At 64.7% G+C, this 25,481-nt stretch carries 28 protein-coding genes and 1 pseudogene; 11 read left to right on the top strand and 18 right to left on the bottom strand.

Annotated features, from left to right (window positions below; genetic code table 11):
* From LO787_RS07585 to LO787_RS07570, 4 genes are all read right to left on the bottom strand, one after another.
* The gene (locus tag LO787_RS07585) at positions 1-975 is read right to left on the bottom strand and encodes a thiamine pyrophosphate-dependent dehydrogenase E1 component subunit alpha (RefSeq protein WP_232495236.1); all 975 of its coding nucleotides are present in this window, start codon (positions 973-975) and stop codon (positions 1-3) included.
* A 24-nt stretch (positions 976-999) separates the two neighbouring features.
* Positions 1,000-2,364 (bottom strand): aromatic ring-hydroxylating oxygenase subunit alpha, encoded by a 1,365-nt coding sequence (locus LO787_RS07580; protein WP_232495235.1) that lies wholly within the window; start codon positions 2,362-2,364, stop codon positions 1,000-1,002.
* Positions 2,364-3,125: an SDR family NAD(P)-dependent oxidoreductase gene (locus LO787_RS07575; RefSeq protein ID WP_232495234.1), complete on the bottom strand. Its 762-nt coding sequence runs from the start codon at positions 3,123-3,125 to the stop codon at positions 2,364-2,366. The genes LO787_RS07580 and LO787_RS07575 overlap by 1 nt, the downstream gene beginning before the upstream one ends.
* 140 nt (positions 3,126-3,265) lie before the next feature.
* Positions 3,266-4,900, bottom strand: a complete 1,635-nt coding sequence (locus LO787_RS07570; RefSeq protein ID WP_232495233.1) for a class I adenylate-forming enzyme family protein — start codon at positions 4,898-4,900, stop codon at positions 3,266-3,268.
* Between the two features lie 271 nt (positions 4,901-5,171).
* On the opposite strand from LO787_RS07570, the gene LO787_RS07565 reads away from it, so the two are divergent.
* From LO787_RS07565 to LO787_RS07555, 3 genes are all read left to right on the top strand, one after another.
* Positions 5,172-5,846, top strand: coding sequence for a TetR/AcrR family transcriptional regulator (locus LO787_RS07565; protein ID WP_232495232.1), 675 nt, complete (start codon positions 5,172-5,174; stop codon positions 5,844-5,846).
* 117 nt (positions 5,847-5,963) lie between these two features.
* Positions 5,964-6,884, top strand: a complete 921-nt coding sequence (locus LO787_RS07560) for an SDR family oxidoreductase (RefSeq protein WP_232495231.1) — start codon at positions 5,964-5,966, stop codon at positions 6,882-6,884.
* Positions 6,885-6,947: 63 nt separating this feature from the next.
* Positions 6,948-7,706, top strand: coding sequence for an SDR family oxidoreductase (locus LO787_RS07555; RefSeq protein ID WP_232495230.1), 759 nt, complete (start codon positions 6,948-6,950; stop codon positions 7,704-7,706).
* Positions 7,707-7,740: 34 nt separating this feature from the next.
* Here LO787_RS07555 and LO787_RS07550 read toward each other — a convergent pair whose 3' ends face one another.
* From LO787_RS07550 to LO787_RS07540, 3 genes are all read right to left on the bottom strand, one after another.
* Complete coding sequence (locus LO787_RS07550; protein WP_232495229.1) at positions 7,741-8,238, bottom strand: methylated-DNA--[protein]-cysteine S-methyltransferase; 498 nt, start codon at positions 8,236-8,238, stop codon at positions 7,741-7,743.
* A 62-nt stretch (positions 8,239-8,300) separates the two neighbouring features.
* Positions 8,301-9,647 carry an aromatic ring-hydroxylating oxygenase subunit alpha gene (locus tag LO787_RS07545; RefSeq protein WP_232495228.1) on the bottom strand — a complete coding sequence of 449 codons (1,347 nt, stop codon included), beginning with the start codon at positions 9,645-9,647 and terminating at the stop codon, positions 8,301-8,303.
* On the bottom strand, positions 9,644-10,999 hold the full coding sequence (locus LO787_RS07540) for an aromatic ring-hydroxylating oxygenase subunit alpha (protein ID WP_232496281.1): 1,356 nt from the start codon (positions 10,997-10,999) through the stop codon (positions 9,644-9,646). The genes LO787_RS07545 and LO787_RS07540 overlap by 4 nt, the downstream gene beginning before the upstream one ends.
* A 180-nt stretch (positions 11,000-11,179) precedes the next feature.
* Between LO787_RS07540 and LO787_RS07535 the strand changes: the two genes are divergently transcribed.
* On the top strand, positions 11,180-11,713 hold the full coding sequence (locus tag LO787_RS07535) for a VOC family protein (protein WP_232495227.1): 534 nt from the start codon (positions 11,180-11,182) through the stop codon (positions 11,711-11,713).
* Positions 11,714-11,717: 4 nt separating this feature from the next.
* Here the strand turns inward: LO787_RS07535 and LO787_RS07530 are convergent, their stop codons facing one another.
* From LO787_RS07530 to LO787_RS07510, 5 genes are read right to left on the bottom strand one after another with little or no spacing between them, the layout of a single operon-like run.
* Entirely contained in the window at positions 11,718-12,692 is a 975-nt protein-coding gene (locus LO787_RS07530) for a copper resistance protein B (RefSeq protein WP_232495226.1), read from the bottom strand.
* Positions 12,692-14,530, bottom strand: coding sequence for a copper resistance system multicopper oxidase (locus LO787_RS07525; protein ID WP_232495225.1), 1,839 nt, complete (start codon positions 14,528-14,530; stop codon positions 12,692-12,694). Before LO787_RS07525 ends, LO787_RS07530 begins: the two co-directional genes overlap by 1 nt.
* A 25-nt stretch (positions 14,531-14,555) precedes the next feature.
* A complete protein-coding gene (locus LO787_RS07520; RefSeq protein WP_232496280.1) occupies positions 14,556-15,107 on the bottom strand; it encodes an RNA polymerase sigma factor in 552 nt (183 codons plus the stop codon).
* Between the two features lie 27 nt (positions 15,108-15,134).
* Positions 15,135-15,581: a periplasmic heavy metal sensor gene (locus LO787_RS07515; RefSeq protein ID WP_232495224.1), complete on the bottom strand. Its 447-nt coding sequence runs from the start codon at positions 15,579-15,581 to the stop codon at positions 15,135-15,137.
* A complete protein-coding gene (locus tag LO787_RS07510; RefSeq protein WP_232495223.1) occupies positions 15,578-15,841 on the bottom strand; it encodes a hypothetical protein in 264 nt (87 codons plus the stop codon). The genes LO787_RS07515 and LO787_RS07510 overlap by 4 nt, the downstream gene beginning before the upstream one ends.
* Before the next feature lie 174 nt (positions 15,842-16,015).
* On the opposite strand from LO787_RS07510, the gene copC reads away from it, so the two are divergent.
* Positions 16,016-16,393, top strand: a complete 378-nt coding sequence (copC, locus tag LO787_RS07505; protein WP_232495222.1) for a copper homeostasis periplasmic binding protein CopC — start codon at positions 16,016-16,018, stop codon at positions 16,391-16,393.
* A gap of 289 nt (positions 16,394-16,682) precedes the next feature.
* Here the strand turns inward: copC and LO787_RS07500 are convergent, their stop codons facing one another.
* Both LO787_RS07500 and LO787_RS07495 read right to left on the bottom strand, forming a co-directional pair.
* On the bottom strand, positions 16,683-17,519 hold the full coding sequence (locus tag LO787_RS07500; protein WP_232495221.1) for an outer membrane protein: 837 nt from the start codon (positions 17,517-17,519) through the stop codon (positions 16,683-16,685).
* Positions 17,520-17,655: 136 nt separating this feature from the next.
* Positions 17,656-19,392 carry a cytochrome c biogenesis protein DipZ gene (locus tag LO787_RS07495; RefSeq protein ID WP_232495220.1) on the bottom strand — a complete coding sequence of 579 codons (1,737 nt, stop codon included), beginning with the start codon at positions 19,390-19,392 and terminating at the stop codon, positions 17,656-17,658.
* A 182-nt stretch (positions 19,393-19,574) separates the two neighbouring features.
* On the opposite strand from LO787_RS07495, the gene msrA reads away from it, so the two are divergent.
* From msrA to msrB, 5 genes are all read left to right on the top strand, one after another.
* Entirely contained in the window at positions 19,575-20,315 is a 741-nt protein-coding gene (msrA, locus tag LO787_RS07490; RefSeq protein WP_232495219.1) for a peptide-methionine (S)-S-oxide reductase MsrA, read from the top strand.
* 31 nt (positions 20,316-20,346) lie between these two features.
* Positions 20,347-20,922: a sigma-70 family RNA polymerase sigma factor gene (locus LO787_RS07485; RefSeq protein WP_232495218.1), complete on the top strand. Its 576-nt coding sequence runs from the start codon at positions 20,347-20,349 to the stop codon at positions 20,920-20,922.
* Positions 20,915-21,601: an anti-sigma factor gene (locus tag LO787_RS07480; RefSeq protein WP_232496279.1), complete on the top strand. Its 687-nt coding sequence runs from the start codon at positions 20,915-20,917 to the stop codon at positions 21,599-21,601. Before LO787_RS07485 ends, LO787_RS07480 begins: the two co-directional genes overlap by 8 nt.
* Before the next feature lie 83 nt (positions 21,602-21,684).
* Positions 21,685-22,245 (top strand): fasciclin domain-containing protein, encoded by a 561-nt coding sequence (locus LO787_RS07475; protein ID WP_232495217.1) that lies wholly within the window; start codon positions 21,685-21,687, stop codon positions 22,243-22,245.
* A gap of 93 nt (positions 22,246-22,338) precedes the next feature.
* Entirely contained in the window at positions 22,339-22,830 is a 492-nt protein-coding gene (gene msrB, locus LO787_RS07470) for a peptide-methionine (R)-S-oxide reductase MsrB (protein WP_232495216.1), read from the top strand.
* 18 nt (positions 22,831-22,848) lie between these two features.
* Here msrB and LO787_RS07465 read toward each other — a convergent pair whose 3' ends face one another.
* The 4 genes and pseudogenes from LO787_RS07465 to LO787_RS07450 all read right to left on the bottom strand — a co-directional run bounded on the left by LO787_RS07465 (position 22,849) and on the right by LO787_RS07450 (position 24,614).
* Positions 22,849-23,253, bottom strand: coding sequence for a DoxX family protein (locus LO787_RS07465; RefSeq protein ID WP_232496278.1), 405 nt, complete (start codon positions 23,251-23,253; stop codon positions 22,849-22,851).
* A 46-nt stretch (positions 23,254-23,299) separates the two neighbouring features.
* Positions 23,300-23,584, bottom strand: a pseudogene (locus LO787_RS07460) (hypothetical protein); the annotation flags it as partial.
* 128 nt (positions 23,585-23,712) lie between these two features.
* A complete protein-coding gene (locus tag LO787_RS07455; RefSeq protein WP_232495215.1) occupies positions 23,713-24,162 on the bottom strand; it encodes a hypothetical protein in 450 nt (149 codons plus the stop codon).
* Positions 24,163-24,473: 311 nt separating this feature from the next.
* Positions 24,474-24,614, bottom strand: coding sequence for a hypothetical protein (locus tag LO787_RS07450; protein ID WP_232495214.1), 141 nt, complete (start codon positions 24,612-24,614; stop codon positions 24,474-24,476).
* Between the two features lie 140 nt (positions 24,615-24,754).
* Between LO787_RS07450 and LO787_RS07445 the strand changes: the two genes are divergently transcribed.
* Entirely contained in the window at positions 24,755-25,468 is a 714-nt protein-coding gene (locus LO787_RS07445) for a class I SAM-dependent methyltransferase (RefSeq protein WP_232495213.1), read from the top strand.
* Positions 25,469-25,481: the final 13 nt, after the last annotated feature.

The following is a 25,481-nucleotide window of genomic DNA, read 5'->3' as shown; positions in this document are numbered from 1 at the left end:
TCAGTAATATTCGACGTAGACGTCGTCGGCGACGGTCGCGGGATCGGGCTGCTCGTCGGCACGGGCCTCGGCCACGGCCTCGTCGATCAGGGCGAGCACTTCGGCGTCGATCGTATCGAGATCAGCGTCCGTCAGGAGCGCGGCTCCCGTCACCCTGGCGCGGAAAGCCTTGAGGCAGTCCCGCTCGGCGCGGATGCGATCGAGTTCGCCCTTGCCGCGATAGCGCTGCGGGTCGCCCTCGAAGTGGCCGTAGTAACGCTCGGTATCCAGTTCGATGGCTGCGGGTCCGTTGCCGGCGCGAACATATTCGAGAATTTCTGTGAATGCTGCGTAAGTCTCGAAGAAATCACAACCATTTGCCCGCCACGCCTTCATTCCGAAACCTTCGGCGCGACTGGCGATGTCGCGATTGGTGCCGACGGCATAGGCGTCGCCGGTGTGCTCGGAATAGTGGTTGTTCTCGAAGACGAAGATGGCGGGCACCTTGGTGACGACGGCAAGGTTCATCGCCTCGAACGTGGTGCCCTGGTTGCAGGCACCGTCTCCCGAGAAGGTGACGCCCACCCGGCCTTTGCCGTCGATGCGCGCGGCGATCGCGGCGCCCACCGCCTGAGGCGCGCCGCCGCCGACGATGCCGTTGGCGCCCAGCATCCCGACATCGAGGTCGGCGATGTGCATCGAGCCCGCGCGGCCCTTGCAGAGCCCTCCGGCGCGGCCGTAGATTTCCTTCATCATCCCCTTCACGTCGCAGCCCTTGGCGATGCAGTGCCCGTGGCCGCGATGGGTGGAGACGATCTTGTCATCGATCGTAAGCTGGTCGCACAGGCCGACGGCAACCGCCTCCTGCCCGGCATAGAGGTGCGTGAAACCGCCGATCTCGCCGGTCTTGATCTCTTCGTGCAGGCGCTCCTCGAACTCGCGGATGGTCTTCATCCGGCGATAGGCGCCCAGCAGTTCGTCGCGGTTCAGTTGCAAAGCCGCTCTCCCGTGAATTGTTTTTTACAGGTCGGTCGGCTGCTTGCCGTCGCCGTAGATGTAGTCGTCGAGCACCTTGTGGAAGTGGCGGATGCGCAGTTCCTGATCGCCGATGTGCAGTCCGGGGAAGAAGTCCGACTGCATACCTGTCTGCACCGTCGGCAGGTTGAATGCATCCTGGTCAAGTACTTGACCGATGGTTTTATCACCATGCCTGAAGTGTTGATGGCGAACCCGTTCGGGCCATTCCTCGCCCTCCGGAACAAGGCCGAACATCCAGATGTCGTAGTACATCCTGTTCGGGTCGGTGGCGTGGGGGCGCTGGCGGAACAGCATGACGTCGTCCGCGTGGACGTTGACCGACACGTTCGGGAAGATCGTGTAGTGATAGTCGTCGGTCAGCTGCTCGTCGTTCAGCTCGGAATAGTCCTTGCCCTGAGCCGGGCCGTGCTCGCGCTTGAAGAGCTGCACGTCACGGCGGATGTCGGAGACGCGGCCCTCATACTCGGCGGGGTCCATGCCGGCGTGGACCATGATCTCGTGGATCGCGGGCGGAATCTGGCTCGGCATCGCCACGCGCGGAGAGATGGCTGCGAAGGGGATCAGGTAGCGGTTGTGCTTGCCGTAGCAATCGATCTGGACGTTGACGTCATCGAGATACCATTTGAGCTGCGGATGGATGCCCTGGACGTGATACGTCTCGCTGAAGGCGTCGACCGAGGTCTTCCAGTTGCAGTCCCATTCGACGGTGATGTCCCTAGTCCAGGCCATCCGCTCGGGGTGGTAGGGTTCGAGGTGCTGCTTGAGCGGGTCGATGAAATCCTCGAACGATTCGACGTTCGGGTCGAGCGAGAACCACACGAAGCTGTTCCACTCGACGCAGGGCAGCGAGGTCAGCTTCATCCCCGGAGGACCGCCCTGATGGAAGGTACACATATCCGGGATGTGGTTCAGCTTGCCGTCGAGGCCGTAAGTCCAGTGATGGTACATGCACTGGAACTTCTCGGCATTACCGCGTCCTTCGGGGCGCAGGCGGTTGCCGCGATGGAGGCACAGGTTCGGGAAGGCGCGGATCGACCCATCGGCCTGCCGCACGATCAGCACGGATTCCTTGCCGATATCGGTGCAGATGTAGTCGCCCGGTTCCTTCAGGTCGTCACTGCGACCGCCCAGCAGCCAGACCTTGGTCCAGACCCGCTCCCACTCCAGCTTCATGAATTCGGGCGAGTAGTAACGTGCCGCCGGAATGATGTCGGTGCCGAGTTCCGGATCAGGCGCGCGCTCCACCGGGGTGCCGTTGCCCACGGACTCGGGATCGACGCGGAAGACGTCGACGACCCGCCTGACGTCCATCGCCGCGCGGTCCCAGCCCATGACATGCGGTTTCATCAGAAGTGCGTCCTGTTGGTGAAGCCCCCGTCGACGACAAGGTGCGAACCGTTGCACCAGCTCGCCGCGTCGCTGGCGAGGAAAGCGATGGCCTTGGCCACTTCCTCAGGGCGGCCGAGGCGGCCCATCGGCTGCTGGCGAAGCTGGGAAGCGTAGAACTTCTCCATGGTGCCCTTGATCATGTCCCAGTTGCCGCCCTCGAACTCGATCGGGCCGGGGGAGACGACGTTGACGCGGATACCGTTCTTGCCGTGCCAGAGCGCCAGCTGCTTGCCCCAGGTGACGAGGCTGGCCTTCATCGCATTGTAGGGCTGCGGCCCGCCCATGGCTTCCAGCACCGAAGTGGTGGCGATCAGGACGATGGAGCCGCGCTGCTGCTCGGCCATCTTCTCCACCACGCCGTCGACCGCGCGCACGGCGCCCATGACGTCGGTCTCGAAGGCATTGTACCAGTACTTCTCGGAGCCCATGCCGCTGCCCGCGGAGGTGAAGGGGACGAGGATGTCCACGCCATCCAGCTCGTCGATCGCCCACTGGATCCACGCCTTGTAGTCGTCCGCCGACTTGGCGTTGATCGGCTTGCCGACGATGCGGGTGCCGTACTTGGAGAGTTCGGCGACGGCGTCCTTCACGCTGTCCTCGCTGCGGGCGGTGAGTGCGATGTCGCAGCCCTCACGCGCCAGCACTTCGGCCACCGAGTAGCCGATGCCGCGCGCCGCGCCGACGAGAATCGCCTTCTTGCCCGCCAGTCCCAGATCCATTCGCTTCTTCCTTGTGTCGCCGGGCCGCCGAAATCGCCGAAGCGGCCCTTGAGTTCTTGAGAAGACTGTAAGCCCGCTCCATCCCCGGATGCAATAAAAAAGACAATCACGACTGCCTTTTTTAGCGCCTTCGCTTGGGTTCAGACGGCCTGCAGCTCCGCGATCAGCCCTTCGCGCAGGCGGAACTTCTGGATCTTCGAAGTGGACATCGGCCAGTCCGCGACGAAGCGCACATGGCGCGGAATCTTGAAGCTGGCGATGCGGCCCTTGCAGTGGTCGATCAGCTCCTGCTCGCTGGCGGCTCCGCCTTCGGCAAGTTCCACGAAGGCGGCAGGGACTTCGGAGTAACGGTCGTCCGGCAGGCCCACCACCTGCGCCAGCTTCACCGCCGGATGGGTCTGGAGCATGGCCTCGATCTCGGCCGCGGCGACGTTCTCCCCGCCGACCTTGAGCATGTCCTTGGTGCGACCGTGGAACATGACGTTGCCGTTGGCGTCGATCGAGCCGATGTCGCCGGAGAAGAACCAGCCGTCGCGGATGGCCTCGGCGGTCTTTTCAGGCGCGTTGTAGTAGCCTTTGAGGATGTTGGGGCCGCCCAGCACGATCTCGCCCTGCTCGCCGGGGCCGCAATCGAGGCCGGTTTCGGGATCGACGATCCGCACCTTCCATTCATCGAGCGGCACGCCGCAACGACCGGTGCGCACCTCGTAGCTGTCGGAAAGGCGGCTGGTGGAGACGGTGCCCGCGCCTTCGGTGAGGCCATAGGTACCGACCTGGATCGTGTGCGGCATGGCCTCTGCCACCGCCAGCTTGATCCACTCGGGCTGGACCGCGAAGTTGGAGTTCATGACCCGCAGCTTCGACAGGTCGGTGTCCTTGAAGGTCGGGTGCGTGATGAGATCCTGCATGATCGTCACGAAGCTGGGATAGGCGATCGTCGCGCCTTCGCGGCCCAACATCTCCAGCCCAACCCCGGCGTCGAACTTCGGGATAGTCATGTAGGTGCCGCCAAGGTCGAGGATCATCGTCATCGGCAGGATGCCTGCGATGTGGAAGATCGGCAGCGGCGACCAGACCTTATCCTCGCCCGTGCATTCGTAGCGCACGCCGAGGTTGCGGCTGTTCGCCACCTGCGCACGGTGGCTGATCATCGCGCCCTTGGGATTGGCGGTGGTGCCCGAGGTGTAGAGGATCATCGCGGTATCCTGCGGCGACACCTCGTCGATCCGCGCGTCGATCCGCGCCTCCGGCGTCTCCATGCCCGCGCCCAGCGCCGCGCGCGCGGGAACGAGATAGGGCGCGCACCGATCGTCCAGGCACACGATGCTGCGCAGGCGGGGAGCCTCGGGCAAAGAGAGCGCCCAGGGATCCTCCGCCTGCGTCAGCGAGGGCAGCGCCGCCTCGAGGCGTGCACTGAAGTCGAGCCCGTCGGCGACCTTGCCGATGGTGATGATCGTCACGAGGTCCGCGTCGGCAGTCACGAAACCGAGTTCGTTCGCCTGGTAGCGGGCATTGACCGGCACCGCGACCGCGCCGGTCATGGTGATGCCGTAGAAGGCGGTGATGAAGTCCACGCAGGTCGGCAGCAGAAGGCCGACGTTGTCGCCCGGCTTCACGCCCATCGCGACGAGCGCCCGCGCCCATGCGCGCGCCGCCTCGTTCAGTTCGGTGTAGGTCAGCCGCCGATCCGGCAGCACGATCGCGTCGCGGTCGGCGAACTTGCCGGCCGATGATCTTATCATCTCGCCCATAGTCAGGATCGGCTTGTCGCCCATGCCCGCTCTCCCATGTCCTGTGCTCTATCAGATCGCGCGCCGGAATGCGCGACCATGCGAACTGTGTTTGACGCCAGCTTACCAAGCGGACGAAAAAACACAATCAGTCATGTCTGTTTTGTTTACCGCCCCTGAGAGCGCTCTGCGGTCCGGCGATATCCGCAGGAAAGGCCGGACTCCGGCGATGCGTGGCGCTTGCCTAGTCCGTGGCGATGGGCGTAAGCGGCATGAATACACAATCACCGGCGACAGCAATTTCCAGGCGAATCACATGGCCCTCTCGCGCACTCGCACGACCCGCATCGCAAAGCCTACTCCTGCCAAGGCGGCGACCGGCAGCACCCTGCAGGCCACCAAGGCGGCGCAGACGCGCGGACGGCTGATCGATGCGACGGTGCGCTGCATCGTCAAGCACGGCTACGCCAACACCACGACACCGCGCGTAGCGGAAGAGGCGGGTCTGTCTCGCGGGGCGATGATGCACCACTTCGAGAACGGCGCCGCGCTCATCAAGGCGACGATCATCGAACTGCATGAAAAGCGCCTGCGCGCCTTCCGCCGTGCCGCCGAGAAGCCGGAGGAGCATGACGTCGACACGCTGGTCGAAGTCTACTGGGCGCAAGTGCAGAAGCCCGCGTTCATCGCCTTCCACGAACTCGCGGTGGCGGCGCGGACCGACAAGGAACTCGGTGCGATCCTGTTCCCCTTGCAGGAGGAATTCCGCGAAAAGTTCAACGCGCAGGCCGATGCGCTCTTCCCCGAATGGCGCGATGCTCCGCTGGAATTCGACATGGCGATGAACCTGTCGCAGACGATCCTCGAAGGCATGGCCATCGCGGTGCAGACCGGCGCGATGGACAAGGCCAAGGTGCCCGCGATGCTGACGCATCTGGAAAACCAGATCCGCGCTCTGATGCCATGGCACCGCAACGCCACGGCGGTCTGATCGCCTGCACAAAAACAATCTTGTTTGTCTTTTTGATCCGCCGCGTCTAGGCTGACGGCGGGCAGAGGATGAACGCGGCGCAGGCCGGCCTCTGTCTCGATTCGCAAGGACAGAGATTTGAACGCGCCCAAGACCTTCACCGCCAAGACCTTCCGTCCCGAGGACGACGGCCCTAACCGCCCCGCGCGCGGACTGGACGAGGATGCGCTGCGTGAGCAGACGACCGTCTATCGCGAGGATCTGCTGGCCGGGAAGACGATGCTTATCACCGGCGCAGGCAGCGGCATGGGCAAGGCGGCGGCATTTCTCGCGGCGAAGCTCGGCGCCAACGTCGCCATCTGTGGCCGCGATCCGGAGAAGTTGCAGACGACCGTCGATTTCGTGCGCGATGCGGTCGGCAGCGAGGTGCTGGCCGTGCCCACCAACATTCGCGACCCCGAGGCGGTCGAGGCGTTGATCGGCACGGTACATGACCATTTCGGCGGGCTCGATACGCTGGTCAACAACGCGGGCGGACAGTTTCCGCAGGACGCCATCGACTTCAGCCGCAAGGGCTGGATGGCGGTGATCGACACCAATCTCAACGGAACCTGGTGGATGATGCAGGAAGCCGCGAAGCGCTGGCGCGCCGATGGCAAGCCCGGCAACATCGTCAACATCGTCGCCAATGTGGAACGCGGGATGCCGCAGGCCGCGCACACCTGCGCGGCGCGCGCCGGGGTGATCTACCTGTCGAAGACGCTCGCCACCGAATGGTCGCAGTGGAACATCCGCGTAAACTGCATCGGCCCCGGCGTGATCGAGACGGAGGGCTTCCGCATGTACCCGGAAGAAGCCCTCGCCCGCTTCCACAAGGCCAACCCGATGAAGATGCGCGGCAATGCCTGGGACGTGGCCGAGGCCATTGCCTACCTCGCCTCCCCGGCGGCCCGGTTCGTCAACGGCGACCTCATGATCCTCGACGGCGGGCAGGCCCAGTGGGGCGTGATCTGGCCGGCCGGGATGCCTGACTATTTCAAGGAAGATGGGGCGGCGTAACGCTGCTCCGGATCGCTTCGCTACGCTCGCACTGACGAAGCGCTATCACAACGGGAGAGAGACATGGGCAGGGTTGAAGGCAAAGTCGCGCTTGTCACCGGCGGCGGCTCGGGACTGGGCGCGGCGGACTGCGAGGCGCTGGCCCGCGAGGGCGCGACCGTGATCGTCACCGACGTGAAGCTGGAGCCTGCCCTCGCCGTCGCCGACCGTATCGGCAACGGCGCGCTGGCTATGGCGCTCGACGTCGCGGACGAAGCGCAGTGGATCGCGGTAATGCAGGAGATCAAGGCCCGCTTCGGACGGCTCGACGTACTTGTGAATAATGCGGGCGTGGTGCTCAGCGCCGACGTGGAGGACACCACGCTCGAGCAGTTCCGTTGGGTCAGCGCGATCATGACCGACGGCGTGTTCCTCGGCTGCAAGCACGCGATCCCGTTGATGAACAAGGGTGGCGGCGGCTCCATCGTCAACATGAGTTCGACCGGCGCACTGCTCGGCTATCCGATCTTCTTCGCCTATTCCGCCGCCAAGGGCGCGGTGCGGGCAATGACCAAGTCGGTCGCGGTGATGTGCCAGGAAAAGGGCTACAAGATCCGCTGCAACTCGGTCCACCCGGGTGCCATCGAGACGCCGATGGTGCAGACGGCGGAAGGGCGGCTCGACAAGCCGAAGGAGATACCGGACGGCGTCCTGCCGCCGGGCACGCCGGGCCATCCCAAGGACGTGGCAGCGCTGGTGCTGTTCCTCGCATCGGATGAATCGCGCTTCATTACCGGCGCGGAACTGGTGATCGACAACGGGGTGACGATCCGCCCATTCTGAGGCCGCCCATTCTGAGGCCGCCTGTTATGCCGCTTCACAGCAGCAGCGGCTGGCCTTCTTCCATCGCCAGCAGCCATGCTTTCGCTTCGATCCCGCCCGCGAAGCCGGTCAGGCTGCCGCTCTTGCCAATGACGCGATGGCATGGTGCGATGATCGAGATGGGGTTGCGCCCGTTGGCGGCTCCGACCGCACGGCTGGCGTTGGGGCTCCCCAGTAAGCGGGCGATCTCTCCGTAGCTGCGCGTCTCACCGAAGGGAATTTCCAGCAGCGCGGCCCAGACCTTGCGCTGGAATTCCGTGCCGCGAAAGTCGAGCGGCACGTCGAACACGCGCCGCCCGTCCGCGAAATATTCACGCAGTTGCACCTTCGTCGCCGTTAGTACGGGATGCTCCTCGTCGATCAGCGGGCCGAGAGGAACGCGGGCGGGCCGGTCGTTCTCCCACATTACCGCGACCAGCCCGGCGTCCCCGCCCACCAGCGTGAGTTCGCCCACCGGCGACGGCATCGTGCAACTGTAGAGAGGCAGCTCCATCCGCGCCTCCTTGCCCCCGCAAGGCCGGGTGTCAATCCTTCAGCGGATCATAACCGGAACATTTATCCGGCCAGCCAGCGATCCAGTTCGACATGGAAGTGCCGCAGGCGCGCTTCCTGCTCGCCCCACAACGGCCCCCGGAACCCTCGCGACCGGGCACCCGCCTGTACGATTGGCAGAAGGTCGGAGTCCTGATCGAGAACTTCGCCCATATTCGGCGGCTCGCCAAGCCCGGTGTGGACCACTTCGGGTCGCGTCGCGCCGGTGACGTCCACCTCCGCGCCCAGCCCCATCCACCCCGGCGCGCCGTAACCGGGGGCGTCGACATGGCGATAGAGGATGGTCGTCTCGTAAGTGAACTGCTCCGGATCGCTGGCATGCGGCTTGAAGCGGTGGAGGAACACCGCCTCCGGATGGCAGCCGATCTGCGTGTTGGGAAAGATGCCGAAGATCGTGGCATCGGTCAGTTGCGCATCCGAGAAATGCGAATAGTCGAGCCCGATCCGCGCTGCCCTTTCCCGCTTGGCATGGGCCACGGCGGCGCGGCTTTCCATCGCGGTGCCGGTGAAGCTGTCGGGATCGACACCCGCATCGGCCAGCAGCGCGGCGATGCCCGGGTTGATGATCTCCTGATCCGGGAAGTGCGAGTTCGGCTGCGCCATCGGCACGAACTGGCGCGACAGGCCATGCGGGAACAGGTCGATGTGCGTCCTGTCGTCGATCACCCCCATCGTCTGCGGATGGATCGCATGGAGGTGGTAGCTTTCGTAGAAAGCGTCGATCCCGCCCTTCCAGTTCGCCGCCCAGTCCGACCGGCGATGCTGGACAACGTGCATCCGGTCCATGCCGTAAGTCTCAAGCATAGGCAGGATCGGCGCGAGGAACTCGGCCAGCGATGGCCCTTCGTCCGACATGTTGATGAAGACGAGGCCCGCCGCTTCCTCGGCGCGCACCGAGGTCAGGTTGAGGTCGTGGCACAGGACTTCGGGGCGGAAGGTCTCCGGATCGGTGACTTTCTGGTTATGCCCGTCGATGCCGAAGCGCCATGAATGGAACGGGCAGGTGAAGCTGTCCTGGCTGCCCATCTCCCCCGTCACCAGACGACTGCCGCGATGCGGACACACGTTGTAGTGTGCCGCTACCGAGCCGTCCGCCTGTCGCACGACGATGAAGCTCTCCGGCCCGGTGTCGAACTTCACCCAGTCTCCGGGCTCGGGAATGTCGCTGGACGGCGCGGCAAGCTGCCATGTGCGGGCAAAGACGTCCTCCCACTCCCGCGCGAAGAATTCGGGCGAGGTATAGCGGACCGGGTCGGGCCTTGCGGTGCCGTTGTCGATGGGCGGTGCGGGCTGGTCGAACGGGTGATCGGAGCCCTTGTGGACGGTCCAGCTGCGGGGATCGTAGTTCATGCGCGCGCTCCCATCCGGCGGTCGAGTTCGGCATGAAAGTGCCGCAACCGCCCCTCCTGCTCGCTCCAGAGGGGACCACGAAAACCCCGCGACCTTGCGCCCGCCTGCACGATCGGCAGGAGATCGGAATCTTGATCGAGCACTTCGCCCAGCCCCGGCGGTTCTCCCAGCCCGGTATGGACGATCTCTGGCCGGGTGGCGCCGGTCAGGTCGGTCTCATCGCCCAGCCCCATCCACGCGGGCGCGCAGTATCCCGGCGCATCGACGTGCCGGTAGAGGATGCAGGTGTCATACGTGAACTGGTTCGGGTCGCTGGCGTGCGGGATGAAGCGGTGGAGGAAGATCGCCTCCGGATGACAGCCGATCTGCGCATTGGGGAACAGCCCATAGACCACGGAATCGCTCAGTTGGCTGTCGCTGAACTTCTCGTATCCGAGGCCCAGTTCGGCCGAGCGGCGGCGCTTGGCCTGCTGCACGGCGCGGCGCGTCTCGGCGGCGGTGCCGTCGTAGGTCTCCGGGTCGATCCCGGCGTCACGCAGCATCGACTGGATGCCGGGGTTCACCGTCTCCTGATCGGCATAGCGCGAGGCAGGCTGCGCGAAGGGCACGAACTGGCGAGAGAGGCCGCCCGACCATAAGTCGATCTGCGTGCGGTCGTCCATCAGGCATTGCGTCTGCGGGTGGACGGCGTGGAGATGATAGATCTCGGCGAAGGCGTCCACCCCGCCCTTCCAGTTCGCGCCCCAGTCCGACCGACGGTGCTGCACGACGTACATCCGGTCGATGTCGTAGAGTTCGAGGTGCGGCAGGATCGGCGCCAGCCACTGCTTCAGCGGCTCCACTGCCGGGTCCATGCAGATGAACACCAGCCCCACCGCCACTTCGCAGCGCACCGAGGTCAGGTTCCGGTCATGGCAGAGCACTTCGGGACGGAACGTCTCCGGGTCCGTCACCGCGACGTTGCGGCCTTCGAGGTCGAACTTCCACGAATGGAACGGGCAGGTGAAGCGGTCGAGCGAACCGAAGTCCGATGTCACCAGACGGCTGCCGCGATGGGGGCAGACGTTGTAGTGCGCATGGATCTGCCCGTCGTCGCCGCGCACGACGACGAAGCTTTCCGTCCCGACCTCGAAAGTGAAGAAGTCGCCCGGCTCGGGAATGTCGGAGGCGGGACCGGCCAGCAGCCAGCTCTTCGCGAAGACCTTTTCCCACTCCTCGCGCATGAAGGCGCGGTCGTGATAGCGGCGCGGGTCGGGGCGGTCGGTGCCGTTGTCGATCGCGGGCGAGACGCGCGCGTTGAACGGGTGCGGCGTGCCGACGTGGATGTTCCAATCGTCGAATTCGAGCTTCATCATGGTGCTCTTACCTCTCCAGGCCTCTCCTCTGGGGTCCACCGGATGGTCGTCTCTATGGCCGACTCACCCTCGGGGTGGACATTCAGTAGAAAACAGTCATGAATGTTTTTCAAGCAGGATCGCGAACACCCGCGCCGACATGACGCGGGGGCGCGCCATAGCGGGAGAGTGACCGAAATGAGCCGCATCTATGGCCGGATTTTCCAGATCGCCTACGTCGTCCCCGATCTCGACGAGGCTGTCGAGCACTGGACGCGGAACATGGGCGTCGGCCCGTTCTACGACTTCCCGATCCCCCTGCCCTTCGAGGAACTCTCCGTCGCCGACAAGGCCGCGCCGCTGGACGAGCCGATCTTCGGCGGCGTCTCCATCAGCTACAGCGGCGACACCATGATCGAACTGATCCAGCCCGGCATCGCGGCGTCTACCTACCGCGATTTCCTCGAAAGCGGTAAGAGCGGCGTCCACCACTACGGCACCTGGATCGACGATTACAAGGCCACGCTGGCGCAAGCCCGCGCAGACGGCGTGCCGGTGCTGCTGGAAGGCCGCCTTCCCCTGTCGCGCTTCGCCTACCTCGACACCGCACGCGACGGGCTCAGCCCGCTGGTGGAGGTGATCGCGCCGCTGCCGCCGATGGTAGAACTGTTCGGCATGATAAAGGGCGAGGCGGACCGTTGGGACGGCAGCGACCCTCGCCGCTCGATCTGACCCGTCAGAACATGGCGCGCACGCCGACGACGGCGGATACGCCCGAGGCATCGTCGCCTGCCGCCCGCGCCAGGCGGGCGGTCTGGCCGAGCTTGCGCTCCCAGTGGACGCCCACATAGGGCGCCAGCGAACGGTTGCGGTCGTAGCGCAGGCGGGCGCCGAGTTCGAGGCGCTCGAAGCCGGAGCCGACGCTGAGATCGGGCACGTCCTGAAAGGCGAAGTCCACTTCCGCCTCGGGCTCGACCACCAGCGTGCGGGTGATGCGCTGCTGGTAGGCGGCCTTGCCCCGCGCGTGGGTGTCGCCCTTGTCCGAGACGAGCACTTGGCCGCTCACCTCGAACCAGTAGGGCGCAAGCCCCTCGATGCCGATAAGGGCGTAGGTGCGCTGCGGGTCGGGGCGGAAGTCGTGCCGCACGCCCAGTTGCAGGTTGAACCACGGATCGAGTGCGTGGCGCCAGTAGCCCGCCAGTTCGATGCGCTCGGCTCGTTCGCCGAAGCTGCCCTCGCCCTCGCTGGCGAGCACCACGCGATCGATGTCGCCGCCGTACCACGCCTGTGCGTCCCAACCGGAGCCGTCGCGCCCCTTGGCCGCGCGGTATTCCAGTTGATCGACCTGCAGCGCGAAAGTGCTGAAGCGCATCTCGCCGATCATCGCCTTGCGCGACGCGGCCATGCGGTCGGGCGCAAAGATGCGGTCGGCGGGGTGGTCGGTCGGGACCGGAGGGGGCGGTGCATCGCCCGGCTGGTCGGACACGGTGGCTTCGGACGTCGCGTGACCCGCGTGTGCGGAATGGTCCATCACGGGGGTAGCCGTTGGTTGAGGCATTTCCTGCGCAGGCATCTCCATGCCGTGCATCGAGTGGTCCATGCTCGAATGGTCGTGCGTCGCGGCAGCCGAGGCTTCCTGCGCGCAGGCAGCGAAAGGCATCGTCGAGACCAGCAGCGGCGCGAGAATGAGACGGGAAAGCGTCGGCGCCATCAGCCTTCTCCCGCGCCCATATGGCCCTGATGGCCTTCGTGGCCGCTATGGCGTTCCTCGGGCTCGCCATCGCGCCGCACCGTGACCACGCGCATCATCCCGGCGTGCATGTGCAGCAGCATGTGGCAATGGAAGGCCCAGTCGCCCTCCCCGTCCGCCGTCAGGTCGAACGATACCTTGCCGCCGGGGAGCACGTTGACGGTGTGCTTGCGCGGGCGATTCCCCGGTTCGCCGCTCACCAGTTCGAAGAAGTGGCCGTGCAGGTGGATCGGATGCGGCATCATCGTGTCGTTGACGAGGTTTACGCGCACCCGCTCGCCCAGCCGGAACGGGATCGGATCGGGGTTCTCCGACATCGCGGTGCCGTCCATCGACCACATGTAGCGTTCCATGTTCGCGGTCAGGTGGACATCGATCTGCCGGCTCGGCACGCGGGGATCGGGGTTGGGATCGCGCGCGCGCAGTTCGGCATAGGTCAGCACCCGGTGATCGACATCCTCCAGCCCGGTCGGCCGGTCGGCGAGCCTGTCCACCGGCATCGGCGACAGCGTCGCCACGCCCGGCCCCATCTTCACGGTGGGCGCGACCGCAGGGTCGCGCATCTTCATCGAATGCCCGGCCATGCTCTCGTTGGCGGGCTTGCTGAGGTCGATCTCGCCGTCCTGCCCCATGTCCATGCCGGACATGTCCATCCCCATGTCGCGCATGGTGAGGACGGGGCGCCTGCGGATCTCAGGCACCGCCGCCGCCAGCCCCATGCGCCGTGCCAGCGTGGCGCGGACCTGCCCGGAACGGTCGAGCGCCTCGGCGACGATGGCGTAGCTTTCCACCTCGCCCGGCTCGACGATGAAGTCGTAGGTCTCGGCGATGGCGATCTGCACTTCGTCGGTCTCGACCGGCTGCACCGGATTGCCGTCCGCCGCGACCACCTTCAGCGGCAGGCCGGGAATGCGGAAGTTGAAGTTGGTCATCGACGAGGCGTTGATGACGCGCAGCCGCACCCGCTCGCCCGGCGCGAACAGGCCGGTCCAGTTCTCCGCGGTGCCGTGGCCGTTGACGAGGAAGCTGTAGGTCGTGCCCGTCACGTCGGAGATGTCGGTCGCATCCATGCGCATTTGCCCCCAGGCGAGGCGGTCCGCCAGCGACTGGTCCTTGCCCGCCAGCAGCCCGGCCAGATCCTGCTTCTGGCGGTTGAAGTAGCCGCTCATCATCTTGAGGCGGCGCATCTGCTCGTGCGGGTGGATCGGGCTCCAGTCGCTGAGCACGAGGACGTGCTCGCGCTCGCAGGCCAGCGGATCAGGTCCGGCGGGGTCGATGACGATGGGGCCGTAGAGCCCGACCGCCTCCTGCATGCCCGAGTGCGAGTGATACCAGAACGTGCCCGAATGGGTCAGCGGGAACTCGTAGGTAAAAGTCTCGCCGGGGTCGATGCCGGGGAAGCTCACGCCGGGCACGCCATCCATGTGGAACGGAACCAGCAGTCCGTGCCAGTGGATCGAGGTCTGTTCGGCAAGCGTGTTGGTGACGGCGATGCGCACCGTCTGCCCTTCGCGCAGGCGCAGCAGCGGCGCGGGCAGCGTGCCGTTGACCGTCACCGCATGCGAGGATCGCCCGCCGGTCGCGAAGTGGCTTTCGCCGATGCGAAGGGCGATGGCAGCGCCGGACAGCACTCCCGAGCCTGCGGTTGCATGAGGGGAGGCATGGGCGATGCCCGCCGTACCGCTCCGTGCCCAGGCAGGGAACAGGCCCGCCACGCCGAGGCTTCCGGCAAGCGCCCCGCCCATGGCGAGCAGACGGCGGCGGGGGATCGGGGCGGCGGCGGGATCGAACTTCGACATGCCTCTCTATACGCGGGCCAAGCGCCTAGCCCTCGACCAGATGCGACAATTTCTGGCGCGCGCGGTAGATGCGCGTCTCCACCGCCTTGCGGCTGATGCCGAGGATCGCCCCCGCCTCGTCCTGGGACAGCCCCTCGATCGCGCAGAGCAGCAACGGTTCCTTCAATGCAGCAGGCAGCGCGGCGATGGCGGCATTGATGCGCGCGACCTCCTGCCGGGACGCAAGGACGGCTTCGGGGCCGAGCCCATCGTCAGCAACCTCGCCCGCCTCTTCCAGCGGCAGGGCGAACGCGAACAACCGCCGCACCGCACGTCGGCGCGCCCAGTCGTGACACTTGTTGAGCGCGACGCGCAGGATCCACGCCCGGAACGGCCGCGCCGGATCATAGCGATGGAGCGCGAGAAACGCGGCGACGAAGCTCTCCTGAGTGACGTCGAGTGCATCCGCCTCGCTGCCGGTGTGGCCACGCGCCAGTCGGAACACGGCATCGCGATGGGCGCGCATCAGCGCCTCGTAACCGGCTTGCCGCCCGGCAAGCGCCGCCGACACGGCGCGCGCATCTTCGCTCGGCACCATCTCCAGTCCGGTTCCGGCCACGCCGGTTCAATCCACCGTGGGAGAAGTCAGCGCTTCGGCCACCGCCTTGTCGAAGCGGTCGGTCTGATCCGCCCGCAGGACGCCGCGCATCGCGAAGACATGCTGCAACGTCGCCTTCTGGAGTTCGCCCATGGCGACGTGCGACTGGTCGACTGCCTTTTCCACGTCCGGACCGTAAGCATGTTCGCGCACAATGGCCGTTGCGAGGCGGGCATTGGCGGCGCGCAGTTCGCCTTCCAATTGCGCGCGACGCTGCCCGAAACCCCGCTCCAGCGCGTCGACCCTCGCCTCCTGATCGGCGTCGAGCTCCAGTTCGCGATGCATGATGGCATGGATACGCGTTTCCTCGGGCTCACCGCTTCGTACCCGCTGCCCGATCCACAGCGCGCCCAGCGCCACAAGGAACGCTGCCAGCGCGACGATGACGTAGCGATGCATTCCGGAAACTCTCATGAGCCCAGCAGGTGCGACGGCGCAGTTGCGGGCAGGGCAAGCAACGACCGATCATGCGCCCGCGCAGGCATCGGCCCCACAAGGCCACCCCACAGGCCGACACCCGCAGCGACGACACAGGCGAGCATCAGCGTCCTGCGCCCAGCCAGTCGCTCCCGCCCGGCCGCAAGCCCGGCGATCACCCCACCATCAAGCCCGCCGAAAGCCTCGGGCATCGGTTCGTCGCGCAATCGCGCGAACATGCGGTCGAGATCCTCCAAGCCTTCGCTCCTTTCACGCAGACATCCGGCCTGCCCTCGATACGCGGCTGAACCCTGCTTCCCTCATCCATCAGGAATTTTTTCACGGTACAAGAGGGATCGCGAAAAGTGCTGCGTATGACCTCATGCAAGTCCGGACCAAATGGTCGTCCGGATCGAAGAGGAGTTCCCGCAATGCGTTTTGCTGCCCTCGCCGCGACCGTCTGCATGACGCTCGCCGCCCTGCCTTCCGCCGCGTTCGCCCACCCCAAGCTGCTGAGCGCGACTCCCGCAGCCGAGTCCGCGGTCGCCAAGCCAACCTCGATCACCCTCAACTTCTCCGAAGACCTCGTCGCGCCGCTTTCCGGCATCGACCTCGTCATGACAGGCATGCCGGGCATGGCAGACCACAAGCCGATGCCGATCAAGGGCATCGCTGCCAAGGCCAAGGGCAAGACGTTGAGCGCTACGCTCCCCCGCCCCCTGCCCACCGGTACCTACGTCCTCACCTGGCATGCCGTCGCGGCGGACCAGCACCGCATCGAAGGCAGCTACGGTTTCACCGTCCGCTGACCGATGGAACAGGCGAGCCTGACGTGATCCGCAGTCTCGCCGGCTTCATCCCATCGCTTCTACGCTTCCTGCAAATAATCCCGACATCACCGCAGGACACCGACGGACGACCGCGAAGCTGGCAGAATTGCCGCTTTTATGAGCATCGGTTGCTCCACCTGATGGGTAAATGTCAATTTACAGCAAACGTTGCTGCTGTCCTGATGCGGTTGACTTTGCGCCATGATTAGATCTCTGTAGCCGCCGCGCCGGAAATCCGGCGCGACGACATTTCTTCGAAGCGAGCAGATCAGAAGCGGAAGCTGCTGGTCACCATCACGCTCTGGGTATCGAACTTGTCGCCACGATTGATGCTGGCTCCGCCCGAGGGGGTAATGCGGAAGGGATTGGTCGCAGGTGCGGTGCCGGCACCGACATCGACGCGATAATCGTCGGCATTGTAGCGGGTATAGAGGTAGCGCGCGCCGATAGAGAAGTTCTGCGCGACCTTGGCTTCCACGCCGCCACCGACGTTCCAGCCCCAGGCATCTTCCTTGCGGTTCACTTCGGTGAAGCTGTTCGCACCGTTGCTGGTATCAAAGCTGTTCTGCACCTTGGCGTAGGACAGGCCGCCAGTCACGTAGGGCATGATGCCGCTGCGCGTGGTCACGCCCAGTCGGGCGCGCAGGTTGCCGTTCCAGTCGATCTGGCGGCGCATGGTGTAGTATGCGGGTGTCGTCGAGTATTCGCTCACCGCGTCGTCGATGTACGTCTTACCTGCTTCGGCGACCACGCCTGCCACAATGCTGCCGAACTGGCGGTCGTAGCCGACATGGCCCATCCAGCTCAGCGCGTCCTTGTCGCCCCGGCAGCCGCTGGCCGGTGTCGAACCACGCGCCCCGCCGCCGCATGTCCCCGGGGAGAACGCGTTCGCGCCGGTGGTCGTCGTGACCGTGTCGTTGAAGGTGCCGTCGGCATTGGTGTCGAAGCGAAGATGCTCGTTGTTGTCGCTCTTCTGGAACGTGTAGCCAATCGAGCCGCCGACATACGGGCCGCTCCAATCGACCGCATCGCTATCCTGAGCGAATGCCGGCGCGGCAAGAGCGAGCGCCATTGCGCCCATAGGCGCAAAGTACAGTGCCCTCATGGAAATCCTCCTTATCAGTCAGCCAGATCGGCTGCTTTCGGAAGGACAAACAGCGAGGTGGCACCGTTAGTTGCGTCACCTTACCATGACGTTTTGTTGCCCATGTGCCATTGTGCGCACAGACCGATGGCACGCCTCAGCCGAACGTGAATGCGTAGGCCTGAACTCCGGGGTCGAGGAACTCGATCGCGAAAGTGCGCTCAGCCGTGCCGCCCTGCATCCTGATCAACTGGTAGAGCCGCTGGCCATCGACCACGCCGTTGCCACCCGGATCGACATCGGTCCCGTGGTCCGCGCCGGGCGCCTTGCCGTCGACGGTCACCCGGAACCGTACCCGCTGCCCCGAGCGTGCCGGGCCGAGCACGAGATGCACGTCGCGCGCGTGAAAGCGATAGACGATGCGTCCTCCCGCAGCATCGAGCGATGCCTTTTCGCGACCGGCCGTCCATGTACCGGCAAGGCCCCACGCGTCACGCTGCTGGGAAGCAGGAGCGGCATAGTCGTGACGGGCGTCGCGAACGAGACCGCCCGGCGAGGCGAACCGCAGCGCCTTGCCATAGCCGAGGTAGGTTTCGGGCGATCGCGCTTTCCTCTGCCCCGCAGCCGCTCCCGCACCGTCCGCCGACACGTTGACCGTGCCGACGTCGCCCACCGCGCTGCCGTTTTCCGCCAGCAGGCGCTGGATCACCCTCTCCGACTGCGCATAGTCGCCCTCGCCGAAGTGGTGGTAGCGGACGCGGCCCTTGCCATCGATGAAGTAGTGGGCGGGCCAATAGCGATTGCGAAATGCCCGCCAGATGCCATGGTCGTTGTCGATCGCCACCGGATAGGCGATGCCGAGGTCGCGCACCGCCTTGCGGACGTTCGCAGGATCCTTCTCGAACGCGAACTCGGGCGTATGGACGCCGATCACCACCAGACCCTGATCGCGGTACTTCTCCGCCCAGGCCCGCACATAGGGCAGCGAGCGCAAGCAGTTGATGCAGCTGTAAGTCCAGAAATCGACCAGCACGACCTTTCCGCGCAGTGATGCCGGAGTCAGCGGCTGCGAATTGATCCATTCGTTCGCTCCCGCCAGCGACGGGAACGCACCTTCGTCGGCCAGTTGCCCGCCTTTGCGCATGGCAGCCGAAGGCACCGCGTCGTCAGGATGAAACCGGTCGAGCAGGCCCTGTTCGAAACGCGCCGTGCCTGACAGCGAAAGCCGGGTCAGCAGTCCGGTGTCCAGCCCCAGCGCGATCGCGGCGACGCCAACCAGGACGGCGACGCCCAGAACCTTGCGGATACGCTCTCCGACGCCGATCGAGCGCTTCATCGCCGCGAAGACCTTGCCGCCGACCAGCAAGGCCAGCGCCAGCGAGGTCGCCGCCCCTGCCGCGTAAGCCAGCAGCAGCAGGCTCGTATGCGCGCTTGCGCCCTGCAGAGCCGCCCCGGTGAGCACGAGGCCGAGCACCGGCCCCGCGCAGGGCGCCCACAGCAAGCCGGTGGCGACGCCCAGCAGGAGCGAGGCGAGGAAACTCGACGCACCGTGATCCGCCCGATCCGCGGACTGTGACAATCTTCCTCCCAATGCCACCAGCGGACGCGTCGCCCGATCGGCAAGGGAGGGAAACAGCAGCAGCAACCCGAACGCCGCAAGCACGGCCAGCGCCGCGATCCGGCCATAGGCATTCGCCTGGACGGCCCATCCTCCCCCTACCGCCGCCAGCGTCGCGACGGCGGCAAAGGTCATCGCCATGCCCAGCAGCAACGGCAGGCCGCTACGCAGGAACGGTTTGTCGGCGCGCGCGAAAACGAAAGGCAGCACAGGCAGGATGCAGGGGCTGATGATCGTCAGCACACCGCCCAGGTAAGCCAGCAGAAAAAGGATCATGCGTATCGCCACCTTGCCGCAGATGCCGGAACTTGCCGCGCTCCCTGCGTCGGCCGATCGGATGTTGCCGGCCCATAAACGCCCCGACACCATAATGATGGATGAACGACGCCGCCATGCATCCTTTCGACAACTTCTGTCGTATCTTCATGTAGAAGACCACCAAGTCGGAGCATCCCGCCATGAACCGCATAGCCAGCACCGCCGTGTTCGTTGCCGCCCTCGCCGGGAGCATGGTTGGCATCGCCACGCTCCTGCGCGAGAACAGCGTCGAAGCCGCTTCGACGCAGGCCGTATTCCGCATACCCGCCCCGACATTCCAAGCGCCCGTGGCAGGCAAGCGCGAAACCGCGGTCTTCGCGGGCGGGTGCTTCTGGGGCGTTCAAGGCGTATTCCAGCATGTCAAAGGCGTAAGTAGCGCGATATCGGGCTACGCGGGCGGCGACAGGAAAAGCGCGCAGTATGCAGTGGTCTCGCGCGGCGGCACCGGCCATGCCGAGGCGGTCAAGGTCACTTACGATCCCCGGCAGGTCAGCTATGGACAACTCCTGCATGTGTTCTTCTCGGTGGTCGCGGACCCTACGATGTTCAATGCGCAAGGGCCGGATCGCGGGACGCAGTATCGCAGCGCGCTGTTCCCTCAGTCGCCGGGCCAGCGCGAGACAGCCGAGCGGTACATAGCCCAACTAGGCAAAGCCGGGGCATGGAAGCGCCCGATCGTGACACGAGTGGAACCGTTCAAAGGCTTCTATGCAGCCGAAGCCTACCATCAGGACTACCTGACCCTGCACCCGGATTCGGCCTATATCCGCCGCAACGACCTGCCGAAGGTCGCCGCGCTGAAAGCAACCTTCCCTGCACTCTATCGCATCAATCCCGTTCTCGTATCCGGGCCCGGCACAAGTTCTGCGCAGGATCGTTGATGCTTCGGCGAAGCAGGGATGAGACCGGCGAATGCATGAAGCGAGTTCTGCGGCACGGTCGGAAAACCGGGCACTTCTGGTCTCGGCGATCCATCTTGCCGCCAGCGGCGATGCTGCCGGATTGCGCCGCGTCTACGATCTCACCTCCGCCAAGCTGTTCGGCATTTGTCTTCGCATCTGCGCGGACCGGGAAGCCGCGGAGGATGTGCTTCAGGATGTCTACGTGAAAGTCTGGAGACGGGCTGCGTCGTTCGACGACACTCGGGCCAGTCCCATAAGCTGGCTCGCCATGATCGCGCGCAACGCCGCCGTCGACTGGCGCCGGGCCGAACATCGCTATGACGCCATCCCCGATGAGGCGATGGCCGGAATAGCGGATGATGCGCCGCTCGCCGACGCGCTGATGGAAGGCGATCAGGAAAGACGCAGGCTGCTCGTGTGCCTCGAAGATCTTCCTAGCGAGCAGTCCGGGGCGATCCGCAGCGCATTCCTTCAGGGCCTGACCTACCAGCAACTGGCGGAGCGCAGCGATACACCGCTTGGCACGGTCAAGAGCTGGATCCGGCGTGGCATGCTCAGGCTGAAGGACTGCCTTGGCCATGGTTGACACGGCCGAAGAACCGAATCGCGGTGCTCTTGCCGCCGAACTCGCACTTGGGCTGCTGGAAGGAGAAGAGCGTGCGCAGGGCTTGCGCCTGTGCATCTCCAACCCTGCCTTCGCCCGGGAGGTGGAAGGATGGAGCACAAGGCTCGCGCCCCTGCTCGATACGCTGCCGCCCGGCCTGCCTTCGTCCCGGGTCTGGAATGCAGTCGCGGCGCGCATCGGTGACAAGCCGGAGAGACCCAGCCTGAACAGGCTGCGTGCCTGGCGCGCTGGCGCCCTGACCTCGGGAGCCATCGCGGCTGGGCTTGCCCTTTTCATAGTATCGCGTCCTATCGAGCCACCGGCACGCATTCCGATGGCCGTCTCGCAACTCACCGGGACCGGCGAGGCGCAGGTTCTCGCCATAAGCTACGATCCGCAGAAAGGTGTACTTCGGGTCGGCGCGCAGAAGACGCCCGGGGATGGCAAAGGCCCCGAGCTATGGGTCATTCCGCAGGATGGCGTCCCGCGCTCGCTGGGCATGATGACACACGAAGGAGGCGCGATGCCCGTCGATCCCGCAATGCGCCCGCTCCTTGCTGCAGACGCGACGCTGGCCATTACCATGGAAGATCCCACCACGGCTCCCCATGCCGCGCCGAGCGGCCTGCCGGTGATGACAGGAAAAATCTCGATCATCTGATTTCTTGCCGCATCCGGATCGGCGGGTGCTCCGTATCTTCGGGGCACTCCAAACACGAGAGTGCGCGAAAGAGGATGCCTGACATGCAAGCATTATCCCGCAAGTTCGCCTCCGGCCTCGCCGCCTCCCTGTTGCTCACTGGAAGCGTGGCCATTGCGGCCAAGAACCCGATGGTGGGCGGCGCCGCGATGTATTCGACCAAGGACATCATCGACAACGCCGTCAACTCCAGGGACCACACTACACTCGTCGCGGCGGTGAAGGCCGCCGGGCTTGTCGATACGCTCAAGGGACCCGGTCCGTTCACCGTCTTTGCGCCCACCAACGCCGCATTCGCCAAGCTGCCCAAGGGCACCGTGGATTCGCTGCTTGAGCCTGAAAACAAGGCGATGCTCACGAAAGTGCTGACCTACCACGTCGTCGCGGGCCGCATGACCGCAGCCGAGATCGCGGCCAACGCCAAGGCCCACGGCGGCAAGGCAATGCTGACGACCGTCGAGGGCGAGAAGTTGACGGCCTGGAAGGACAAGGCCGGAGGCTGGTGGCTTACTGACGCCAAGGGCGGCAAGGCGAAGATCACCATCGCCAACGTCATGCAGTCGAACGGTGTCATCCACGTGGTCGATACCGTGCTGATGCCCTGACCACAGGAGCAACGACACATGGGGCTTGTGGGTTGTTGGCCCGCAACCCCATGTATCGCCTGCACACTCTCAGCCGACAGGATTTGCGAGGCGATGACTTCGAACGTTTTCTCACTGAACCGCCGTGCGTTTACGTCGACGCTGTTTGTTACGGGTGCCGTCGTACTGGCCGGTGGCGCCGCGATCGCCGCTCCGGCGACAGGTCTCAGCCTGCCGGACGCGGAATGGCGCCGACGGCTGTCCCCTCAGGCCTATGCGGTGCTGCGACAGGGGAGTACCGAGCGTCCCTATTCAAGCCCTCTTCTGAAGGAGCACCGCAAGGGCCGCTTCCTATGCGCGGGCTGCGACCTGCCGCTGTTCTCCTCCTCCACCAAGTTCGATAGCGGGACGGGCTGGCCCAGCTTCTGGAACCATTTCCCCCGCGCGGTGAAGATCGTCACCGATCGCTCCATGGGCATGGTCCGCAAGGAAGTCCGCTGCACCCGTTGCGACGGTCATCTTGGCCATGTCTTCGATGACGGGCCGCCGCCTACCGGGCTACGGTACTGCATGAATGGTGCTGCGCTGGCATTCCGGCCCGCCTGACGCGCGCGACCGGGATGGTCAGGTGCGCGGTCGGAATGGCCAGGCCGTGACGCGCGCCGCCCATAACGGCCACCAGATGAGCACCGGCTGCAACGCAAGGCGTGGTATGTGGTACGCAAGCCCGAGACCATGCTCAGGCCTCGCAAGATCGAGCAGCATGTGCTGAACGTTCGCCGGCCATACGCACAAGGCATGAGCTGCAAGCCCCCAGGCTGCAGTTGAGCGCAGTCGGCACGACCAAGGTTGCCCGATGCCAACGGCGCCAAAGATCTCCGCAATACCGGTTAGAATGACGACTGAGGTAGGCGCAGGAACCCAATCCGGGACGATAGCGACGAATGGCGCCGGAACAATCAAATGCAGAACACCGGCTACAGCATATAGCACAGCCAAGACTGTACAGGAAATTATCCGAATGTTCATTGCGGATCCGGGTCGAGCCCGATGCGTTGCCGAGGATCACCAGTTGGTCCGATGCGGTTACCGCCGCATTTACGTCGAGACGAAGCGCAGCATCGCCCCGACCGACATAGTCGCCGCTCAGGGTCAGCAAATCACCAACTTTGCCATCGCCGAGGTCGATCACGCCGCTGTTCTCGAAGCGCTCCAGCCCGTTGATGGTCGCCTTGCCGCCCGTCAGACGAACAAGGCCGCTGTTGCGTACGACGTCGATGCCCGCACCGAAGTCGCATACATTGTCGCCCGTGCCGTGGATTGATCCGACATCGACCCGGACGTTTCCGCCGATGACCATTTCGATTCCGTTCCCGCCCAAGCCTTCAAGGCTGATGCTACCAGCATTGATATTGATCGCCCCGATCGCGTTCTGCGCGATGATGCCCGATACACCATCGCCGCTGACGGTCACAGAACCGACGTTGATCATTTCGTTACCCCAAGCTGAAGCCGCCAGGATGCCCCCGTGTACATGCCGGGTGCTTCCACCTGCGTGGTTACGCTGGCGAGGTCGATAACCAGATCACCCTGCGCTTCTGCGAAGACCCCGAAACCATCCTTGCTGTTGATCGAGGCACCAGAGCCGTCGATCCACAGAGATCCGCCCGAGCCGATCGTCGAGATCGCCATGAGCGCCGTCTTTCCGGCGACAGTATCCAGCGACAGGCCCGGTTCGAGATGGACGACGAGGTTGCCCGCTTCGTCGTAGCGGATTCCATCATCATAGGGACCGCCGTCCACTGTGCAGGTCACTTCGCCATCGACGAGACCGCAGGCATCCTGGGTAGCAGCAACTACAGGGGTAGCACACAGCATAATCGCCATGGCGCCGACACTGACGGAGCCGAGTTGCAGGCCGGTTCGATGGAGTTTCATTTTTCGTGTTTTCCTCCCCTGGGATCGTATGACGGAAGGAAGACACCACGCCTCGGACATACCCGTACCGGGATTGCGAATTTTTGTTACGCGTCGAGATGGATTGTTGCGCTCTACAGATACAAATCCCCGGGGAACCAGCGGAAAAATGCGCGGTTGAAAATCTTTGCCACCCTTCAGTGGCAGGCCAATAAATGTGCAGGCAAACTGCAGAGATCATCTTGGCCGCCTTCGTGGCATGACGCCTCACCAATGCGACCCAAAGCATAGCGAGGAAAATATTTCAGCACGCTGTGCCATCGCTGATTTGATCACCCGGCAATCTGGTTTTTTCCGACAATCACCGTGATGCAGTCCATCACCAGAGTTGCTGCGAGACGCATCAGAAAATCGATCGCGAACAGTTCAACAGCGGGACAATCCGCATCCTCCTGCGTCAGGTTCGTTGGCACTCATGGAAAGGTAGCGTCCCCGATACCGATGGGAGTGATTTTTTCGAACCCTACGAAATCACTGGTCGTGAAGAATAAATGCGGACAATCCGCACGCACGGTGCCATGCCTCTCCCAACGCGGACAACATCGGGCGCTTCATGGACCTCAAGGAAGAAGACATCCTCGGCGAGCGGATCGAGGATCACTGGTACTATCGTGCCAAGCTGAAGGCGGTCCTGCACGATCTGGACAGCATCCCGTTCGAAAGCGTGCTGGATGTCGGGGCAGGATCGGGCTTCTTCTCGCGTCGCATCCTTGCCGCCACGCAGGCTCGCGAGGCGACTTGCGTCGATCCCAATTATCCTGCTGAAACCGAAGAGACGGTCGCGGGCAAGGCCCTGCGCTTCCGCCGCAGCGTGGAAGCCACGCCGGCAGATCTCGTGCTCATGATGGACGTCATCGAGCATGTGCCGGACGACGTGGCTCTGGTACGCGAATATGCGGCGCAGGCGGCATCGGGCACGCATTTCCTCGTCACGGTCCCCGCCTTCATGTGGCTGTGGAGCGGTCATGACGTATTCCTAGAGCATTATCGCCGGTACACCCTCCCCGGATTGGCCGGAGTTCTGGGCAAGGCCGGGCTGGAGATGGTGCACGGGCACTATTTCTTCGGAGCCGTACTCCCCATGGTCGCGGCCGTCCGCGGCTGGAAACGACTGACCGAAAAAGGAAAGCCTGCCACCAGCGACATGAAGCCCGTGAGCAGGCCGATCAATGACGCGCTATTCGGCCTCAGTGCGCTGGAAGTGTCGCTTATGCGGCTGAACCGGCTGGGCGGCACAAGCGTCTTTGCGCTGGCCCGAAAGGCCTGAGTGCGGCGCTAAC

Source organism: Novosphingobium kaempferiae, assembly GCF_021227995.1.
Lineage (GTDB): Bacteria > Pseudomonadota > Alphaproteobacteria > Sphingomonadales > Sphingomonadaceae > Novosphingobium > Novosphingobium kaempferiae.
This window is presented reverse-complemented; position numbering and strand designations above follow the sequence as displayed.

Coding starts and splice junctions, on each gene's coding strand:
- msrB (WP_232495216.1), top strand. CDS start 22,339: ATGACTTCGAACGTTTTCTCACTGAACCGCCGTGCGTTTACGTCGACG.
- LO787_RS07525 (WP_232495225.1), bottom strand. CDS start 14,530: ATGTCGAAGTTCGATCCCGCCGCCGCCCCGATCCCCCGCCGCCGTCTG.
- copC (WP_232495222.1), top strand. CDS start 16,016: ATGCGTTTTGCTGCCCTCGCCGCGACCGTCTGCATGACGCTCGCCGCC.
- LO787_RS07515 (WP_232495224.1), bottom strand. CDS start 15,581: ATGAGAGTTTCCGGAATGCATCGCTACGTCATCGTCGCGCTGGCAGCG.
- LO787_RS07495 (WP_232495220.1), bottom strand. CDS start 19,392: ATGATCCTTTTTCTGCTGGCTTACCTGGGCGGTGTGCTGACGATCATC.
- LO787_RS07445 (WP_232495213.1), top strand. CDS start 24,755: ATGGACCTCAAGGAAGAAGACATCCTCGGCGAGCGGATCGAGGATCAC.
- LO787_RS07545 (WP_232495228.1), bottom strand. CDS start 9,647: ATGAACTACGATCCCCGCAGCTGGACCGTCCACAAGGGCTCCGATCAC.
- LO787_RS07555 (WP_232495230.1), top strand. CDS start 6,948: ATGGGCAGGGTTGAAGGCAAAGTCGCGCTTGTCACCGGCGGCGGCTCG.
- LO787_RS07475 (WP_232495217.1), top strand. CDS start 21,685: ATGCAAGCATTATCCCGCAAGTTCGCCTCCGGCCTCGCCGCCTCCCTG.
- LO787_RS07580 (WP_232495235.1), bottom strand. CDS start 2,364: ATGAAACCGCATGTCATGGGCTGGGACCGCGCGGCGATGGACGTCAGG.
- LO787_RS07550 (WP_232495229.1), bottom strand. CDS start 8,238: ATGGAGCTGCCTCTCTACAGTTGCACGATGCCGTCGCCGGTGGGCGAA.
- LO787_RS07540 (WP_232496281.1), bottom strand. CDS start 10,999: ATGAAGCTCGAATTCGACGATTGGAACATCCACGTCGGCACGCCGCAC.
- msrA (WP_232495219.1), top strand. CDS start 19,575: ATGAACCGCATAGCCAGCACCGCCGTGTTCGTTGCCGCCCTCGCCGGG.
- LO787_RS07455 (WP_232495215.1), bottom strand. CDS start 24,162: ATGAAACTCCATCGAACCGGCCTGCAACTCGGCTCCGTCAGTGTCGGC.
- LO787_RS07570 (WP_232495233.1), bottom strand. CDS start 4,900: ATGGGCGACAAGCCGATCCTGACTATGGGCGAGATGATAAGATCATCG.
- LO787_RS07565 (WP_232495232.1), top strand. CDS start 5,172: ATGGCCCTCTCGCGCACTCGCACGACCCGCATCGCAAAGCCTACTCCT.
- LO787_RS07480 (WP_232496279.1), top strand. CDS start 20,915: ATGGTTGACACGGCCGAAGAACCGAATCGCGGTGCTCTTGCCGCCGAA.
- LO787_RS07530 (WP_232495226.1), bottom strand. CDS start 12,692: ATGGCGCCGACGCTTTCCCGTCTCATTCTCGCGCCGCTGCTGGTCTCG.
- LO787_RS07485 (WP_232495218.1), top strand. CDS start 20,347: ATGCATGAAGCGAGTTCTGCGGCACGGTCGGAAAACCGGGCACTTCTG.
- LO787_RS07520 (WP_232496280.1), bottom strand. CDS start 15,107: ATGGTGCCGAGCGAAGATGCGCGCGCCGTGTCGGCGGCGCTTGCCGGG.
- LO787_RS07500 (WP_232495221.1), bottom strand. CDS start 17,519: ATGAGGGCACTGTACTTTGCGCCTATGGGCGCAATGGCGCTCGCTCTT.
- LO787_RS07465 (WP_232496278.1), bottom strand. CDS start 23,253: ATGAACATTCGGATAATTTCCTGTACAGTCTTGGCTGTGCTATATGCT.
- LO787_RS07535 (WP_232495227.1), top strand. CDS start 11,180: ATGAGCCGCATCTATGGCCGGATTTTCCAGATCGCCTACGTCGTCCCC.
- LO787_RS07575 (WP_232495234.1), bottom strand. CDS start 3,125: ATGGATCTGGGACTGGCGGGCAAGAAGGCGATTCTCGTCGGCGCGGCG.